The following is a 19,914-nucleotide window of genomic DNA, read 5'->3' as shown; positions in this document are numbered from 1 at the left end:
TTTTAACAAACAGTTAATTTTGAATACCGACTAAAAATTTAATCAAACTATAATTTTGACACTAAACTAAAACAACCATTTTATGAAATTTAAAATTTGTTATCAAAAAATTAAAGTACTGTTCTTTATATTGTGTTTATCTGTTTCATTAGGAGCAATAGCACAATCAGAACAAACAATTACAGGAACTGTGCTGTCGGCATCAGATAACATGCCTTTACCAGGAGCAACAGTACTTGTAAAAGGAACTAGTAATGGAGTATCCACCGATTTTGACGGGAAATTTTCATTAACAGTAAACAACAACGCAACTATATTGGTTATTTCTTATGTAGGGTACAAAACAAAAGAAACCCAAACTACTTCCAACCAAATAACTATTCTGTTAGAACAAGATGAAAACATTCTAGACGAAGTTGTAGTGGTAGGCTACGGTACACAAAAGAAAAGCGATATTGTAAATGCTGTGGCTATAACCGATTTATCTAAAGCAACACTATCACCAACATCCGATGTTAATGAAATGTTGAGAGGTAGAATTGCCGGTCTTCAAGTAAATGTAGGCGGTGGTACATTAAGACCAGGTGGAACATCTGATATTATTTTTAGAGGACAAGGTTCTATTGAAGGTAATGTAAATGCTATTTATGTAGTTGATGGCATTATTAGAGATGATGGCATAGAGGATATAGACTCAGACGATATTGAATCTATAGAATTCTTAAAAGATGCATCGGCGCAAGCCATTTATGGATCAAGAGGTGCTAACGGTGTGGTTTTAATAACTACTAAACGTGGTAAAGCAGGCAAAGTAAGTGTTAGTTACCATGGGTTTGTAACAACTAAAACCATAGAGCGTAATTTTGATGTATACAGCGGAGAAGAGTTTACACAATTAAGACGTGAAGCTGTAAGAACAAACAGAGCTGATGACTCTTACCCAAATGATGAAGATATTTTTTCTGATATAGAATTAGAAAACATAGCCAATGGTAATTTTGTAGATTGGGAAGATGAATTAATGCGAAACGGCTTCGTTAATAGTCAAGCTATAAGTGTTAGCGGCGGCACAGAATTAACTAAGGTTTTTGGTAGTATTAATTACTTTAAAGAAGATGGATTGATTCCATCCTCAAGTTACACTCGAAAAACACTACGTTTAAATGTAGATCAAAAGATAAGCGACAAATTCTCTGTTAATTTCGATTTAAACCTTTTAAATGATAATACAGACAGAGCTGCAAACGTAAACGTTATAACAACCTCTCCTTTAGGTAGTGCCTATAACCCCGATGGTAGTATAGCACGTTTTCCAAGTGGTGAAGAGTTATCTGCAGTAAATCCATTATGGAATTTGCGTGAGCAAAATAACGAAGAAACAGGAAATGACTTTGTTATGAACATTACTCCAATATGGAAAATCACAGACAACTTAACCTATCAATTAAAAGCAAACATGACTAGACGAACTTCCGAAAGAGGACAGTACCAATCGTCTTTAAGTTCTGCTGGTGATGATGTTTCTGGAATTGCACGTATAGATAGCAGATTAAGAGAATCATTCTTAATAGAAAACATTTTGACTTATGATAAAGCGATAAATGAAAACAATAAGTTTAATGTTACCCTGGTACAATCTGCACAAGAAGATGATGTAAGAAGAACTTTTACCGAAGGTCAAGGATTTACAAACGAAGACAACGGATATAATGGTATTGCAAGTGCTATTGGCAACCTTAGTGTAGAACGCGATTCCGATAAAATTAACTATCTATCCTATATGGCCAGAGCACGTTATACCTTAATGGATAAATATTTATTTACAGGTACCATGAGAGCAGATGGCACATCGTTAAACGGGGTAGGTAAAAAATGGAGCTACAACCCTGCAGGTTCTTTTGCTTGGAAAATGCATAATGAAAGCTTTTTAGAAAATGTAGATGCTATACAAGAATTAAAACTAAGATTAAGTTACGGTTCTTTAGTAAACGATTTAGGAATTCCTTATACATCGCTTTTTACAGCAGATCCAGAACCTTATATTTTTGATAGCGAATCGGCATCCGGTTTTTCACCTTCAACAATTTTACCAAATCCAGATTTAGAATTTGAAAGAATTACAACAGCAAATATTGGTTTAGACTTTTCTCTCTTCCAAAGAGTGTTAACTGGTAATATTAACTGGTATGATGCAAGAACAAAAAACCTATTATTAAAAAGAGCAGTACCTTCTACAACGGGTTACACCTTTACATACTTTAATGCTGGCGAATTACAAAACACAGGTATTGAGTTAGGTCTTACAGCTAATATAATTAATAAAGAAGATTTTAAATGGTCTGTTTCAACAAACTGGTCTAATAATAAAAATAAACTTATTAAGCTATATACAGATGGTAATGGCGATGAAATAACCCGAGATGACACATATAACTACTACGTAGGACAGCCAGTAGGTGTTATTTATCAATATGCTTTTGATGGTATTTGGCAAGAAGGCGACGATTTTGAAAACGCAGCTCAAGCCAACCCAGAGTCATCACTTACCCAAGACAACTTAAGCCCTGGAGACATTAAAATTAAAGATGTTAACGGTGTTGATGATGAAGGTAATATAATATCTGGCCCTGACGGAAAAATTACTCCAGAAGATCGTGTATTTATCGATCAAAACCCAGATTGGTTTGGCTCATTCTCAACAACTTTCGAATATAAAGGTTTCGATTTATTAGTCGATTTTTATGTTGTAGAAGGCGCAACAAAAGTAAACCCGTTTTTATCCGATTTCAATAACGGAGGAACAATATCTGGCAAACTTAATGGTGTTAAAGTAGATTATTACACACCAGAGAATCCATCTAATTCATACCCAAGAGCAAATTTCGATTCTACCCCCTTATACTTAAATTCTTTAGCAGTTAAAGATGCATCCTACGTAAGATTAAGAACCCTAAGTTTAGGGTATACGTTACCAGAAATAGTAACAGACAAGTTAGATTTAGAAATGATAAGGTTCTATGTAACAGGAACCAACTTATTTACAAATACAGATTACATAGGCTATAGTCCAGAAGTAAATATAAGATCTACATTTTCAAGCGCAGATACGGGATATCCAGATGCAACAAGTTTCACCTTTGGTGTAAGAGTTAAATTTTAAAAAAAGAAATGATGAATACAGAAAGTTTTTATAAAAAATTAAAAGGATCCGGATTGCTTCTTATATTATTATTTTTTGCAGTTTCCTGCGAAGATTTCTTAGAAGAAAACCCAAGCACATCAATTGATGCAGATTATATTTATACTACAGAAGAAGGATTAAAATCTGGAGTTGTAAGTCTATATAAATTTGAAAGAGATCGTTATCAAAAAAGTACAGAAGATTTTATGGGTGCTGTACTTATGTCTTCTAGAAGCGATTTAGCTTTTAGCAGAACAGGTTATACCGGATTAATGGGCAGATACGAAAGAGGTGTTTCACCAGTAGACCAAGGCGCGAACTTTGTTTCTTCATTATTTTGGAAACACTTTTATAACATGACTAATAAAGCTACTGCCATTATAAATGCGGCTGAAGTTGCTAAAGGAATTGATGAAGATGTTAAGAACCAAGTTCTAGCAGAAGCCAAATTTTTTAGAGCACACTCTTATTTTTATTTATACAGAATGTTTAATAACATTTATGTAACTACTGAAACCGTTACCGTTGAAAATGCATTTGATGTTGTGAACGACAAATCTTCTGAAGAAGAAATTTTTACACTTATTAATAGCGATCTAGATTTTGCAGTTAAAAACTTAGAGTGGACAAATACCTTTGGACGTGTTACTAAAGGCACTGCTAAGCATGTAAAAGCAAAAGTAGCGATGTGGCAAGGTAATTGGACTGAAGCTAAAAACCAAGCCTTAGATGTTATAGAGGGTCCAGATTCGCCTCATAGCTTAGTTTCCAGCACAGCAGCTGTTTTTGATGGCGATAGAAACAACTCAGAATCGCTATTTGTAATTCAAGCTGAAGACGATTTATTAGGCGGTGGAAACACCACTATGATCAATGCAAATTATGTAACACAATATTTTCAAATTTCTGGTATTGAAGCAAACATAGAGCAAGGTGGTAGAGGGTTCTCTCGTATATTACCTAACCTTTATTTATTAAATCTATTAGCTGAAGACCCTAATGACACTAGAGATGATGATACTTACTTCAGACTTAAATATTATTATACTTCTGGAGACAGAATTGGCGAAGAACTAGATGACTATGCGCCTATAACAGACTTAGATAACCCTAGCAGTGATTACGCAAGGTATTACCAAAGAATGCATCCATCATGCATAAAATTTGCCCAGGAAGACGATAATCCAGACTCTTATCTAAACAGAAGTAATATTACAGTTTATAGGTTAGCAGAAACGTACTTAATTGCAGCCGAAGCTATTATGAGATCTACAGGAGACCCTTTACCTTACATTAACGCAGTAAGAACGCGTGCTGGTGCCAAAGCAGTTACATCTGTAAACCAGCAAACTATTTTAGATGAAAGAGCAAGAGAATTGGCTTTTGAAGGTCAGCGTTGGTTTACCCTAAAACGTATGGGACAAGATGTTATAGATTTTCAAATAACAAATTACGCAGGCGACGGAGAATATTTCCCTGCTAATTTAGGCACTAAAGACCCAAGAACAAATTGGCAACCACACTATATTAATTGGCCAATTGCTCAAATAGATTTAGATTTATTAGGTCCAGATTTTCCACAAAATGATGGTTATTAAACCCTAATAACACCCTATTTAAAACACCTAAGGGCAACTACAATTGTCCTTAGGTGTTATAATTATTTATATTTTATAAACTTATAATTCTGTATTTCTTTATGAGCATTTGCAAAAACATATGTATTTCAACATTAATTTTTATAAGTCTTCTAGCTTGCAAGTCGAGCTCAAAAAAGAATATAGCGTTTGCCAATAATGTTGTAATTGCCCACCGGGGTGCGTGGAAAACAAACCATTTACCACAAAACTCCATTGCATCATTAAAACAAGCCATAAAATTAGGCTGTACAGGTTCAGAGTTTGATGTTCGGATAACAGAAGACAGTGTACTTGTTGTAACTCACGATAAAGATTACAATTCTTTAGTTATTGAAGAATCTACATATGCCGAACTTTCAAAATTTAAACTTTCAAACGGAGAAACTTTACCAACGCTAAAAGAATATATAGCTGCTGGTCTAAAAAATAACGACTCCACCGGTTTGGTCTGCGAACTAAAACCAGCAAAAACCAAAGAAAAAAATCTGCTTATAGCAGAACAGACTATAAAACTAGTAAAAGAACTTAAGGCCGAAAGCCACATTTTATCCTACATAAGCTTTAGTTATAGTATATTAAAAAAAATAAAGGAACTAGACCCTAATGCTAAAACCCAGTATTTAGACGGCTCAAAATCGCCTAACCAATTAAAAGAAGATGGAATTTCAGGATTAGACTACCTAGTTTACAAATACAAAATACATCCAGAATGGATATCTAGTGCTAAAGAAAACAATTTAGAATTAAATGCATGGGTAGCCAATAAAGTTGATGATATTGATTGGCTTTTAGCTAACAATTTTGATTATATCACCACAGACGAACCAGAACTTACTTTTAAAAAAATAAAGCAAAGCCCAACCACTAAAGGTTACAAATTAGTTTGGAGCGACGAGTTTAATTATAATGGCAAACCAGATAGCACAAAATGGGCATATGATTATGGTTTTTTAAGCAATAGAGAAAAACAATACTATACAGACAGCTTAAAAAATGTTAGAGTTGATAAAGGGCATTTAATTATTGAAGCACATAAAGAAAAAATAGCAAATAAAGATTTTAACAACCCCGAAATTAAAAAGAAAAGCTGGATAAAATATATAACAGAAATTGATACTGCACAATACACCTCAGCACGATTAAACACCACAGACTTAGCCTCATGGAAATACGGCAGAATAGAAGTTAAAGCTAAACTACCAAAAGGTGTTGGCTTATGGCCCGCTATATGGATGTTAGGGAATAACAGGAAAGAAGTGGGCTGGCCAGAATGCGGAGAAATAGACATTATGGAACATGTTGGTTTTAACCCAGATTCTATATTTGGAACGATACACACCAAGGCTTTCAATCATTTAAGAGGCACCCAACGTGGTAAAAAAATTTTTATAAATAAACCTTACGACACATTCCATGTATTTGCAATAGAATGGACTCCCGAAAAAATGGATTTTATATTGGATGGTGTTGTGTATAATCATATTGAAAACGAACGCAAAACAACTGCAGAATGGCCTTTTGATCAAGAGTTTTATTTAATTCTAAATGTTTCAGTAGGCGGTATGTTAGGAGGAAGAAAAGGTATTGACGATAGTGTTTTCCCCCAACAAATGCTAATTGACTACGTTAGGGTTTTTCAACAAAAAATATAGTAAAATGAAAAATTATTTAAAAGTATTGTGTGTAATTGCCTTAGCCTTTTCTGGTTGTAAAACAGCAATTAAAAGTCAAAACCTTAGTGTAATGACCTATAACATACGGTTAGATGTCGCCTCAGATGGTGAAAATGCATGGAAAAACAGAAGCCAATTTTTAAGTTCGCAAATATTATTTTATAGCCCAGATATTTTAGGGGTTCAAGAAGCGCGCCCTAACCAAATGGCAGATTTAAAATCTGCTCTTATAGATTATAAAGCCTTCGGAATAGGTCGCGATGGTGGAGAAAAAGGAGAGTTTTCAGCTATTTTCTACAACCCAAAAAAAATTAAAGTAGAGCAGCAAAATACCTTTTGGTTATCTGAAACACCAAATAAAGTGTCTAAAGGTTGGGATGCCGCCTACCCTAGAATTTGCACTTACGGCCTGTTTACCACACTCAGTAACAACCAAAAAATATGGGTATTTAATACACATTTAGATCATAAAGGAGCAGAAGCTCAAAAACAGGGTATGCAATTAATTCTTAATAAAATAGAAGAACTTAATTCTAAAAATTATCCTGTTATAATTATGGGTGATTTTAATGTAGAACCTAATAGTGATCTAATTAAAGATTTAAAACAAACTATGAATGATTCCAAAAATATAGCTAAACTAACTTTTGGTTCTAATGGAACATTTAATGGGTTTAAATTTGAAGAACCTGTAACACGAAGAATTGATTATATAATGCTTTCAAAAAATTCTGGAATTCGGGTTAAAAGATATGGTGTTTTATCTAGTAACGTTAATTTAAAATACCCTTCAGATCATTTCCCGGTATATGTTCAGCTAAGCTTAGAATAATTTCTGCTAAACCAACCATTAAAACACGCTTTAAAAGACCTATTTAACACATTTCAAATGAAAAAAATCTTATCATATATTCCCATAATATTACTTGTTATATTTCTAACTAGTCTTAAAAAATCTAGTACAAACGATACTTTAACAACTTCAAACAGCGATAAGGTTATAGAACAAAAAGTAGATTCGGTTTTAGCCTTAATGCATTTAAATGAAAAAATTGGTCAATTAGTGCAGTATAGCGGAAAATGGAATGCCACTGGACCATCATCTTCAAAAACAGACCAATTTAAACTCGAAAAACTAAAAAAAGGGGAAGTTGGATCCATGTTAAATATTGCTTCTGTAGCTACTACTCGTGAAACTCAAAAAATTGTTATGGATAATTCACGACTTAAAATTCCATTAATTTTTGGGTATGATGTAATTCATGGATACAAAACTATATTCCCTATCCCCTTAGGTGAAACAGCTAGTTGGGATTTAGATATTATAAAAAACACGGCAGCAATTGCAGCTAAAGAAACAGCCGCATCTGGTATACACTGGACCTTTGCTCCTATGATTGATGTTTCAAGAGATGCACGCTGGGGAAGAATCATGGAAGGTGCAGGAGAAGATGTTTACTTAAACAAAGTTGTTGGAGTAGCACGTATTAATGGATTTCAAGGAACCAACCTAACTGATACAAACACCATAGCAGCCTGTGCTAAGCATTTTGCAGGTTACGGTTTTGCCGAAGCTGGGCGAGACTATAACACCGTTAACGTTGGCGAATTTGAATTACACAATACCATTTTACCACCCTTTAAAGCAGCTGCCGAAGCTGGTGTTGCAACTTTCATGAACTCATTTAACGAGATTGATGGTATTCCTGCTACCGGACACAAAGTGCTACAACGCGATATTTTAAAAAGAGACTGGAATTGGAACGGATTTATAGTATCAGATTGGGGTTCTATTGGGGAAATGAGAAATCATGGATATGCCAAAGACAAGAAACATGCCTCTGAAATTGCAATGAATGCTGGTAGCGACATGGATATGGAATCGTATGCCTATGAAGCCAATTTAGAAAGGTTACTAGAAGAAAAGAAAATAACTTTAGCCCAGTTAGATGATGCCGTAAAAAGAGTACTACGAGTAAAATTCAAATTAGGCTTATTTAAAGATCCATATAAATACTGTAATGAAGAGCGCGAAAAAAATAACGTATTTACGGAAGCCCATTTAGCAATTGCTCGTGATGGCGCAAAAAAATCGATAGTATTATTAAAAAATGAAACCAATATATTACCCTTATCAAAAAACATAAAAAGCATTGCTGTTATTGGCCCCTTAGCAAATGATAAGGATACGCCCCTAGGAAACTGGAGAGGAAAAGGAGAAAACAATTCGGCTGTTTCTCTTTTAGAAGGCATTAAAAACGCTATAGGAAACAACACTGAAATACATTATGAAAAAGGGATTGATTTAACAGTCCCCAACATAAAACCAGGCAGTAACCAATTTTTACATCCACTAGAATTTAACAATACGGATAACTCCGGAATTGCTGCCGCTGTTGATGCTGCAAAAAAAGCAGACGTTGTATTATTAGCTATTGGTGAAAATGCCTATCAAACTGGTGAAGGTAGAAGTCAGACTAATATTGGGTTATTAGGACTTCAAAATGAGTTATTAAAAGCGGTTTATAAAGTGAATAAAAACGTGGTTATTGTTTTAATGAATGGAAGACCAATGGATATTTCTTGGGCAGCAAACCACATACCTTCCATTTTAGAATGCTGGTTTTTAGGCTCGGAATCTGGAAATGCCATTGCCGATGTAATATTTGGAGATTACAATCCTTCCGGGAAATTACCGGTTTCCTTTCCGCATAATGTTGGTCAAGAACCCTTATACTACAGCCAAAAAATGACGGGAAGACCATCAAGCCCAAAACATGTTACATATTCCGGCTATCAAGATGCTCCCAAAACAGCTTTGTATCCTTTTGGCTATGGTTTAAGTTATACAACTTTTGAGTATAAAAACCTTATGCTTGATAAAACAGAAATACCAACAAATGGAGAAATAAAAGTATCAGTAGATGTAACCAATACAGGAAATAGAGATGGCGAAGAGGTTATTCAACTTTACATTAGAGACTTAATTGGAAGTATAACTCGCCCTATTAAAGAACTAAAAGGTTTTGAAAAAACAATGATTAAATCTGGCGAAACCAAAACCATCCATTTTACCATAAACGCAGAAACATTGCAGTTTTACACCATAAATAAAAAGTGGGAGGTAGAACCTGGCGATTTTAATGTTTGGGTAGGTGGAGACTCCACAACTAACTTAAAAGCATCATTTACAGTCGTAGATTAATACGAGATGGTATTCAAAAAAAAGGGATAACTAATTTTTATTTAACCAACATCTCTAGAGTTGCAACCGTTCTAAACCCTACATGTTCTGCAGACGAGTCTAAACTCGTGCCCATTCTGGCAGATACACGGTAGCTTGCACAATAGGAATCGCTACATAAAAACGAACCGCCTTTTATTACCTTTTCTGGTGTGTACGGCATATTTGGGTTATAAGCCTTATCGGCACCTTGCGGATTAAAAATATCTTTATTGCTAGATTTTAGTTCTTGGTAGTAATTAATGTTATACCAATCGGTGGTAAACTCCCAAACATTTCCTGCCATATCATATAATCCAAAATCGTTTGGTGGATATGTTTTTACTGGTGCAGTTCTTTCAAAACCATCTTGCAAGGTATTATTTACTGGAAACTCGCCTTCCCAACTATTTACCATTTTTGAAAGCGTAGATCTATCATCGCCCCAAAAATAAACAGCACTTGTTTTTTTGCCTCTTGCGGCGTATTCCCATTCGGCCTCGGTAGGTAAGCGTCTGCCTGCCCATTTACAATACGCTTGCGCATCTTCAAAACTAATATGAACTACTGGGTGGTTTTCTTTACCTTCAATATTACTATCTGGACCACTAGGGTGTCTCCAGTTTACACCAATTACCCAGCGCCACCATTGTGAGAAATCATATAAATTAGGAACCGATGTTTTTGTTTTTTTAAACATTAACGAGCCGGGTTGTAAAATACTATCATGTGGTTTTGGTGTGCCTTCAGGAAGTTGTTTTTTCATCTCTTCCCAATCAATCTCACGTTCTGCCACTGTTATATAATTTGTTTCGTTAACAAATTTTGTAAATTCGGCATTGGTAACTTCTGTAATATCCATAAAAAACCCATCTACCGATACGGCGTGTTGCGGTTTTTCATGACTCATAGCCATTTCATCTTGATCTACAGCACCCTGTAAAAAAGAACCTCCAGGAATCCAAACCATACCATTAGGCGCATTAGAAATTAACTTTTGTTTTACCTCGTTAGTTATTTTGTTGGTAATATTTTTAGCTGCATCAACAACGTCAACTTCCTTTTCAGTTTGCTTGTTTTTGCACGAAAACATAACTAGTAAGCAAACCACAACTACAGCTAAACCCCTATTCTTATTCATTATTGTAATTATCAATTAATATTGGTAAATGTATTTATTTAATGGCTTATAACCCAAAATAATACATTTAAAGTATTTTTTTTAACATTAAGTAATTACCTTTTCAGTCTTTTAGTTTTAATTACCTTTGCACAACTTAAATACGAGCATTTATGATATATTCAATGACAGGTTATGGTAAATCTGTTTTGCAATTGCAAACAAAAAAGATAACTATAGAACTTAAATCTTTAAATAGTAAAAATTTAGATTTAAATGCTAGAATGCCATCTATATACAGGGAAAAAGAATTATCTATTAGAAAAATTCTTGCCGATAAACTTGAACGTGGAAAGGTTGATTTTTCAATTTATGTTGAAGCAACTGCCGAAGACACATCAACCCAAATAAACACGCCTGTTGTTAAGCAATATATGGAGCAATTAAAGCAGGTTGCAAATGGAAACGACTTGGAATTGCTAAAAATGGCTGTTCGTTTTCCTGACGCTCTTAATACTGTGCGCGAAGAAATAGATGAGAATGAATGGAAAACTATTGAAGTTGAAATTCATAATGCTATAGACGCCTTAAACCAACACAGGCTAAATGAAGGTAAAGTATTAGAGCAAGATTTTAACAATCGTGTGGTTTCAATAGGAAATATACTTGAGCAAATAATAGCTATGGACCCAGAACGTGTTGAAGGTGTTCGTGAGCGTTTATTAAAAGGTGTTCAAGAATTAAAAGAAAAATACGACGAAAACAGGTTTGAGCAAGAACTGGTATATTACATCGAAAAATTTGATATTACAGAAGAAAAAGTACGCTTAAAAAACCATTTAAATTACTTTACGGAGTCTATCAACACTAAAGATTCTAACGGGAAAAAATTAGGTTTTATTAGTCAAGAAATGGGTAGAGAAATAAATACTATTGGCTCTAAAAGTAATTATGCACCAATGCAACAACTGGTGGTGCAAATGAAAGACGAATTAGAAAAAATTAAGGAACAGTTATTGAACGTACTTTAAAAAAGCTGGCAGCAGTCAGTCTTTAGTCGGCAGTAATTTGTAAAATATTAGCGTACAAGTGGCAGAAAAAGAAACAAAAAAACAAGGCAAGCTCATTGTATTTTCGGCGCCTTCGGGCTCTGGTAAAACAACCATTGTTAGGCATTTATTAGGCAAAGAAAACCTAAATTTAGAGTTTTCAATATCGGCAACCTCTAGAGAAAAACGAGGTACGGAGGAGCATGGAAAGGATTATTATTTTCTATCGGCCAAAGAATTTAAGAACAATATTAAAGACGATAACTTTTTAGAATGGGAAGAAGTGTATCGCGATAACTTTTATGGCACTTTAAAAACTGAAGTTGAACGTATTTGGGCACTTGGTAAAAATGTTATTTTTGATATTGATGTTTCTGGAGGATTACGAATAAAAAGAAAATTCCCTGAACAAACCCTTGCTATTTTTGTTAAACCACCAAGCATAGACGAACTGAAAATACGTTTAAAAAAGCGTAAAACCGAAAGTGCCGATAAAATAAATATGCGTGTTGCAAAAGCATCGGCCGAATTAGCCACCGCTCCGTTATTTGATACTATAATTATTAATGACGATTTAGAAAAAGCACTACTTGAAGCTGAAAAACAAGTAGCAGACTTCTTAAACTCCTAGTACAACAAAATGAAAATCGGTTTATATTTTGGCTCGTTTAACCCTATTCATATAGGGCATTTGGTTATTGCAAACCACATGGCAGAATATAGCGATTTAGACCAGGTTTGGTTTGTAATTACACCCCATAATCCGTTTAAAAAGAAAAGTAGTTTACTTGATAATTACCAACGTCTAGAAATGGTTTATGAAGCCACTAAGGATTACGATAAGTTAAAAGCCAGCGATATTGAGTTTAACTTACCACAACCCAATTATACAGTAAACACGCTTGTTCATTTACAAGAAAAATATCCAGATTATGATTTTTCTTTAATTATGGGCGAAGACAACCTAAATAGTTTTCATAAGTGGAAAAACTATGAAGTTATTCTAGAAAATCATCACATTTATGTTTACCCTCGAATTTCTAATAGTACGGTAGATATCCAATTTAATGCGCATAAAAAAATACATCATGTCGATGCGCCTATTATGCAACTCTCTTCAACATTTATTCGTAAAGCTATAAAAGACGGTAAAAATATCAAACCCATGTTACCTAAAAATGTTTGGGAGTATTTGGATGAGATGAATTTTTATAGGTAAAATTCTTAAAACCTACTTTTTCAATATAAAAACTTACTTAAACAAACAACTACACCAAAATTCAACCGAAACAGAGGTAGCAAATTACAACCATAACGTTTTAAAAATTAATTCAAACTTCACCATGTTGGTTATTATTCGCTAACAATGTATTTATCTCGTAGTTCGCTAGACTACCCAATAATATTGCCGTTTATTTATTTTTAAGTAATTAAGTTATCTTTTTTACCTCCATAATGTTATGATTAATAATGCTATTCACCAATAGCACCCACATGAAAATTTCATGGCAAACTATTATCTTATACTTTATTATTCATTTGTTTAACAACTTTTAATTTAGCCACATAGCGTTAAATAAAAAATCTAGAAATTCATAATGACAATCCAGATTTTAACTACAATGTTTCAATATTCAACTAGACTAAAAAAATAGTATTCTAAATAATTGGACGAGACAAATTCTTAATTACAAGCCCCTAGTAATCTACTACTAAATCACTTATTTAATTTCAACCAAACCGCCATTGATAGTGATTTTAATGTTATTTATCGAAAAAAATAAAATGAAACGGTAAAATTATGCATCTTAGTTTAAGGTTTTAATGATTGTTTTATAAACAAATAAAACATTTAATGACAACCTCTCTCTCTATAGCACTAATTTTTTGGCAGCCCCATCCTATCTAGACCTTAGTTTTATTAAAAACGGGGTTGTACTTATTTCGAAAATGTTTTGGTTAATATTAGCTATTAATCAACAAAAATTTATATGACCAAAAAATTACCTCTCGCTTTTCAATTTTTTTAAGACTATTTTAAACATAACAGTTAAACTTTTTAGTTTAAATTTTAATTAAAATTCAACCCTAAGGAATTTTAATAGGACTTTCTCGTGCCTAAAAACACGCTTGTTAATAACAATTAATTATAATCTAACCAATACCAAAAAAACATGAAATCCTTTAAACCTTTCTTAGTATCCTTGCATGTACTGTGCAAAAAAATAATGACACACAATTTTAAGTCGTTATTCATTGTATTACTAACCTTTTCTGGAATGTTGTTTTCTCAATATGCAGAAGCTAGTCATTTTCGACATGCCACAATTAGCTGGCAAGTTGTAGACAGTGACCCAACTGGCAGAACCATCGAATTTAGAATTACTCAAGCCTGGAGAGAAGGCAAAGTTCCTATTGGATCCACTTACACTGGTGACTACCTCTATTTTGGTGATGGAAATTCGCAATATTTCGAAGTAGTAGCCACTGCCAACAATGCGAGTGAGGATTGGTATTTTGGTGAAGCCACCATTACGTACACCTATGCTAATACTGGAGATTTTACGGCATATACCTCAAGTTGTTGTAAGATTTATGGCATGGTGAATAACTCAAGTGCGTCTTGGAGGACTGAGACTATTGTAAATATTGGGAGTGGCAACAACTCACCAGTAACCACGATGGCCCCTATTATTAATATGCAAACTGGCTTAGCAAATGCGATATTTCAAATACCTGCATCAGACCCGGATGGAGATGCATTGACATTTAGACTCGCAACTTACTCTGAGTTTTTAGGAAGTCAACCCCCTGGGTTTGCAGTTAGTCCTACAGGTTTAATTACATTTAATACAACTGGAACATCAGTCGGTCAACTCTATAATGCAGCAATAGTGGTTGAAGATTCTAATGGGGCGTTGGTAATGAATGATTTTATTATTAAAATTACCGGACAATCGTCTCCTCCAGTTTTTGTTTACGGCACGAACGAAACACCTCCAAACGGTATTGTATATCAATTATCACCTGGAGATCCAGCACAATTTATAGTTAGGGCAACGGATACAGATCCAGGCGCTGTTGTAACCTTACAGGCACTTGGGTTACCTCCGGGAGCCACCGTAAACCCTGCACTACCTGTTTCAGGAAATGGCACCGTTAGCACTTCATTCTCATGGACGCCAGCTGCAAATAACTTAGGCACAAATGTTATTAATTTTATCGCCACAGACGAAATTGGAGCCCAAACTAGTACATCAATTTCAATAAATGTAAGTTTAAACCCTGTATTTGATGTACCACCTACACCTGCAGAAGCCACGCATGATTATGTAGTATCACCTGGTACACTTATTACCTATACCGTACAAGCTAGCGATCCAGATCCTAATGATGTGGTTCAAATAGTTGATGTTACAGGAAAAAATATGATAGGAAATCCTATCCCATTATATGCAGGAGCATCTTTAAACCCATTTCCAACAGTTGCTGACAATCCAACAAGTGGAACTTTTAGCTGGCCAACACAAGCATCAGATTGGGGACACAAACATGCCATATTCACGGCTAGAGATAGTTATGGAGATGAGGCAACCCATGAAGTGTCACATTTAATAAATACAGTGCCATCGGTATCGTCAACACCTGTTACGGAAGTAGGAGTTAATCAAACCTATACCTATAACATAGTGGCAAATGACCCAGACATTGCGTTTGGAGATACCGTTGATTTAGTACCATCAACACCACTGCCTACATGGCTCACACTTACAACTGATCCTGCTACTGGTACAGCTGTATTAACTGGTACTCCAGGAAATAGCGATTTAGGCCCTTTTAATATTAGTTTATTAGTTGAAGACACTAACCACCATTATTATCCTTCAATTCCAACCCATGATTTCACAATCACAGTAACACAAGGTAGTCCATGTACTTCAGGCATAATAAATTATTTTTATTGGATAGGAGCTGTTAACTCGGATTGGACTGAAGCAGCAAACTATTTGTTTGGCTTTGCACCAGGACTGTCGCTTAATAGTATTTATGTAATTATCAATGACGGATCAGCTAACTATCCTATATTAATGAATGGACAAAATCTCTATATTGATGAATGTTCAAAAGTTACTGTTCAAGCTGGAACTTCATTAACAGTAAATCCAAACGCAGTGGTTACTAACGATGGCGTTCTAGACAATGCTGGCGGTACCATTACATTTGAATCTGATGCCACAGGATCTGCTTATATAGGTTCAGGCACTGGTACTTATAATGGCGATTTTACAATAGAACGCTATATCCCTTCAAAAAGAGCATACCGACAATTAGCTTCTCCTGTTAATACGAGCACACCTATTTCAAGCAACTGGCAAATGGACACTCACATTACAGGATCTACTGATGTTAATAATCAATTAGGTTTTGATTATACCAATACAGGAAATCCATCCATGTACATTTTTGATAATGTAGCTAATAATTATATCCAAATGGCTAATACAAATGCTACTAATATAAATACTGGTACGGTGTATCATACCTTGGTTAGAGGAGATAGAACTACCGATTTAACAAATAATAATGCACCATCCTCAGAAACTACTTTAAGAGCAACAGGCGAGTTGACTGCGGAAAACGATGGAACAAGTGTTTTTAGCATTAATCTTAACGCATCACAATTTGTTGCCTTTGCCAATCCTTTTCAAGCCCCAATTAATATGAATACGGTATTAACAACGGGTGCTACCAATATTAGTACAATATACTATTGGATTTGGGATCCAACCTTAGGTTATAGAGGTGCATATACTGCCATTAATGCTTCTACCGGTGTCGCTTCCACAAATGAGTCAGATGCTAACCAATTTTTACAAGCTGGTCAATCTGGATGGGTAAATACTGATGGAGCAGGCCAATCATCATTAAGTTTCACGCAAGCAAGTAAGGCAACATCAGAATCAGAAACTTTAGTATTCAAAACTTCAAATAAAAAAGCATCTAAAATAAGTCAATTACGATTATCTTTATATGAAACTAGCGCCTTAGCAGCCAACAAATCGAAAACTGATGGTATGTTAATTCTGTTTAACGATCAAGGAACTAATGCCATAGATGCTAATGATGCTCCTAAATTAACGAACCTAGATGAAAATATTGCCACTAATAATGATGGTGTATTGTTAAGTATCGAAAACAGAGCTGCCCCAATGGATGCTGAAGAAATTCAATTAGAAATTAATACATACAGAACCACAAATTACACTATAGTTTTAGAAGCAAGTGAAATAAAAGGCACGACTGCCCATTTAGTTGACAACTATACTAATGTATCAACTAAAATACCAGAAACGGGAACGGTGAACTATGACTATACTGTTGATTTTGACAATCCTAATTCGGTAGCTGGAGATCGATTTAAAATCATTTTTTCATCGGCACTTTTGTCTACCGAAACTAATGTTGCTGAACAGATTATAATGTACCCGAACCCTTCTAAAACAGGTAAGTTTTACTTAAATATCCCTGCTGATATTAACGACTTAGAAGTAACTATTTATAATGTACAAGGAGCTAAATTATATTCTAAATCGGGATTAAAATCAGGAAACAAAATCTCCATAAACACAAGGTCTTTCCTTAGCCAAGGCATCTACTTTGTAAAAATGAGCTCTAAAGGCAGAACAACAACCAAAAAGTTAAATATTAATTAAAAAAATGAATGTAATGAAAAACACAAGAAACACATTTTCAAAGACGGTTAGTAGAATAATTATTGTTTTTGCATTAGTATGCTTTTCCAACAACTTAAATGCGCAATTTGGACCTGGTGGAGGACCTGGATCAGGACCTGGAGGACCACCTACAGACACTGTTGATAATGGCGATGTTCCATTAGATGGCGGACTAGCGATACTTCTTTTAGGAGCCGCTGCATTTGGTATTAAAAAACTAAGGGATAATAAAAATAGTGCACTTTAAGAAATTATATAAACTATTTCCATTTACAGTAAGGCTTATCTTTATTAAAGCCTTACTGTTTTATGTTTTATGTAAATTTCTTTTTTCATTGGATTTAAGAGCCGTTAATTACCACTTATCCGAAAATATTGGAACCTATTCTACAAAAGTTTTAAATACTTTTACAAACTCTTCAAATTTTAGCGTAAAAAGAGAATACGCAAAAAAATATTACACTGAATTACCTCAAATATATTTTAATGATATTAAGGTAGTTTATATAGCCGACGGATGTAACGGTCTGTTTGTACTTATGCTATATATGGGATTGATTTTTTGTTTTCCTTCTAAATTTTGGCGTAAAATTTTATATTTAATTTCTGGAATTTTAATAATACATATACTTAATATTTTTAGATGTGCAGGTTTGGCTTACATTAATTTACATCATCAGACCTATTTTGATCTTGCACACCGTTACTTACTTAAATGGGCTATTTATTCTGTTATCGTTATTATTTGGATGTTTTACATTCGAAACATTCAATTTAATTTTAAAACATTGAATAAACAAACTAATCTTGTCTAAAAAGTTTAAATCAATAGACTAAATTTCTCAAAATAGATTAATCTAAAAAACGAAGTATTATTACCACATATACTTAAAAAAAACACCTTTAAGTTAAAATAGATCTTCCAAATGAAAATTATAATTTTTCAAGATTCGACTGGACTGGAAAAATTACAGAAGTAAAATTTAAATCCATCTTGGTATCAACTATTGAAAGTGTAACGCATAAAGATGAATATCTTTATGGAAAAAGGGTTATACAATGAGTTTGGTATTGAAAATGCCCTAGGATTTGAGGAAACAGAAATAGGCGATTGGTTTCATAAAATCGGTGTAGGCCTATTAAAAAAGGATAGTAACACCTATTCATTAAACAACGAATACGAAATTTAAGCCAGCTAAATTTAAAGTTCTAAAAAGACTTTACAGCTTGCATATCTCTTATAATTCGGAATCCAAAAATGGCTATTCTTATGTTTTAGAAAAAGAAATTCATGATTCCACAGAGTTTTTTAATACCTATGTGAATTAAAAAACGTTTAAAATTATGACTAAAAGCTAAGGCAATCAAAATTTTACTACATACAACTTTATATAAAAAATAAAGACCAACTTTTGCAAGTTGGCCTTCGAACATAATAATGTAATTAGCTATTAATTAAGTGCTCATGTTCTAATCTAAAGTTGGGATTCGTAATACTTGTCCCGGATATATTTTGTCTGGGTCTGTAAGCATTGGTTTATTCGCTTCAAAAATAACTGGGTATTTCATAGCGTTACCATAATATGTTTTTGCAATTTTTCCTAAGGTATCTCCACTAGCTACCGTATGAAATTTTGCTATAGGTTCTTCATGTTCAACAGTCATTTGGTCGTCTACAGTAGCAATACCGTTAGAGTTTCCAACTACTAATACAACTTTTTCTCTTGTTGCTTGATTGTAAGCTAATCCAGAAATTGTTGCTGTATCATCATCAATAAAAACTTTTAAACCTTCAACTTGTAATTGTAAATCTGTTATAGTTTCTTCTAGCTTTCTTGCGGCAGCTTCTTCTCGTTTTAATTCTTTTACTGCAGCTTCCATAGCGACTTCTTTTGCCTCTTCTTCTTCTGTTTTTCCAATTCCAAATACTTTGGCTCCTGCGTTTTTAATAAATGAAAATAATCCCATTGTCTACTTTATTTTTAAGGTTAACATTATTAAGACGCAATAACTAGTAATAAGTCACATTATATACAAATAAAAATAAAAAGAAACCGCTTAAAGCTGAGTGCTTTAAGCGGTTTCTAAACTAAATAACCAACCAAAATTTTCAATTCAGATAATCCATTCATAATGATTTAATTACCGATTATCGGATTTCTTTTGCACCGCTAAATTAAATCTGAATATTAGACCTCTCATTAAGAATCTCTCTCCCTGGTTAATTTATTTAATAGCGTATTCACTTGTTTTTAACAATAAGTAAATGATTTAACAATTGCTATTAATTAAT

14 protein-coding genes are annotated in these 19,914 nt (G+C 33.9%); 12 read left to right on the top strand and 2 right to left on the bottom strand.

The genetic code is table 11. The features are described 5' to 3' along the window. The first annotated feature begins 82 nt into the window (after positions 1-82). The 5 genes from HNQ90_RS01870 to bglX all read left to right on the top strand — a co-directional run bounded on the left by HNQ90_RS01870 (position 83) and on the right by bglX (position 9,699). Positions 83-3,160, top strand: a complete 3,078-nt coding sequence (locus HNQ90_RS01870) for a SusC/RagA family TonB-linked outer membrane protein (protein ID WP_144114955.1) — start codon at positions 83-85, stop codon at positions 3,158-3,160. 8 nt (positions 3,161-3,168) lie between these two features. Beyond that, complete coding sequence (locus HNQ90_RS01865; RefSeq protein WP_144114954.1) at positions 3,169-4,779, top strand: RagB/SusD family nutrient uptake outer membrane protein; 1,611 nt, start codon at positions 3,169-3,171, stop codon at positions 4,777-4,779. A gap of 101 nt (positions 4,780-4,880) precedes the next feature. Beyond that, a complete protein-coding gene (locus HNQ90_RS01860) occupies positions 4,881-6,473 on the top strand; it encodes a glycerophosphodiester phosphodiesterase family protein (protein ID WP_172625800.1) in 1,593 nt (530 codons plus the stop codon). Positions 6,474-6,477: 4 nt separating this feature from the next. Then, on the top strand, positions 6,478-7,326 hold the full coding sequence (locus HNQ90_RS01855) for an endonuclease/exonuclease/phosphatase family protein (RefSeq protein ID WP_144114953.1): 849 nt from the start codon (positions 6,478-6,480) through the stop codon (positions 7,324-7,326). A gap of 57 nt (positions 7,327-7,383) precedes the next feature. After that, positions 7,384-9,699 (top strand): beta-glucosidase BglX, encoded by a 2,316-nt coding sequence (gene bglX, locus HNQ90_RS01850; RefSeq protein WP_144114952.1) that lies wholly within the window; start codon positions 7,384-7,386, stop codon positions 9,697-9,699. A gap of 37 nt (positions 9,700-9,736) precedes the next feature. On the opposite strand, the gene HNQ90_RS01845 is transcribed toward bglX, so the two are convergent. Continuing rightward, entirely contained in the window at positions 9,737-10,858 is a 1,122-nt protein-coding gene (locus tag HNQ90_RS01845; RefSeq protein WP_241678311.1) for a formylglycine-generating enzyme family protein, read from the bottom strand. Between the two features lie 152 nt (positions 10,859-11,010). Between HNQ90_RS01845 and HNQ90_RS01840 the strand changes: the two genes are divergently transcribed. The 7 genes from HNQ90_RS01840 to HNQ90_RS01810 all read left to right on the top strand — a co-directional run bounded on the left by HNQ90_RS01840 (position 11,011) and on the right by HNQ90_RS01810 (position 18,811). After that, entirely contained in the window at positions 11,011-11,868 is an 858-nt protein-coding gene (locus tag HNQ90_RS01840) for a YicC/YloC family endoribonuclease (protein ID WP_144114951.1), read from the top strand. Between the two features lie 58 nt (positions 11,869-11,926). Next, entirely contained in the window at positions 11,927-12,517 is a 591-nt protein-coding gene (gene gmk / locus HNQ90_RS01835; RefSeq protein ID WP_144114950.1) for a guanylate kinase, read from the top strand. A 9-nt stretch (positions 12,518-12,526) separates the two neighbouring features. Next, entirely contained in the window at positions 12,527-13,105 is a 579-nt protein-coding gene (gene nadD, locus HNQ90_RS01830; protein ID WP_144114949.1) for a nicotinate (nicotinamide) nucleotide adenylyltransferase, read from the top strand. 1,009 nt (positions 13,106-14,114) lie between these two features. Continuing rightward, a complete protein-coding gene (locus tag HNQ90_RS01825; protein WP_172625799.1) occupies positions 14,115-17,600 on the top strand; it encodes a T9SS type A sorting domain-containing protein in 3,486 nt (1,161 codons plus the stop codon). A gap of 13 nt (positions 17,601-17,613) precedes the next feature. Beyond that, positions 17,614-17,868, top strand: coding sequence for a PID-CTERM protein-sorting domain-containing protein (locus tag HNQ90_RS01820; protein ID WP_144114947.1), 255 nt, complete (start codon positions 17,614-17,616; stop codon positions 17,866-17,868). An 88-nt stretch (positions 17,869-17,956) separates the two neighbouring features. After that, positions 17,957-18,436, top strand: coding sequence for an archaeosortase/exosortase family protein (locus HNQ90_RS01815; protein ID WP_420837398.1), 480 nt, complete (start codon positions 17,957-17,959; stop codon positions 18,434-18,436). 225 nt (positions 18,437-18,661) lie between these two features. Continuing rightward, positions 18,662-18,811: a hypothetical protein gene (locus HNQ90_RS01810; protein WP_172625797.1), complete on the top strand. Its 150-nt coding sequence runs from the start codon at positions 18,662-18,664 to the stop codon at positions 18,809-18,811. Positions 18,812-19,091: 280 nt separating this feature from the next. Here the strand turns inward: HNQ90_RS01810 and lysM are convergent, their stop codons facing one another. Then, a complete protein-coding gene (gene lysM, locus HNQ90_RS01805) occupies positions 19,092-19,589 on the bottom strand; it encodes a peptidoglycan-binding protein LysM (RefSeq protein WP_144114945.1) in 498 nt (165 codons plus the stop codon). Positions 19,590-19,914 lie beyond the last annotated feature (325 nt).

The organism is Algibacter amylolyticus, assembly GCF_014202225.1.
GTDB lineage: Bacteria > Bacteroidota > Bacteroidia > Flavobacteriales > Flavobacteriaceae > Algibacter_B > Algibacter_B amylolyticus.
The sequence above is the reverse complement of the archived record's forward strand: the minus strand, read 5'-3'. Positions and strand labels throughout refer to the sequence as shown.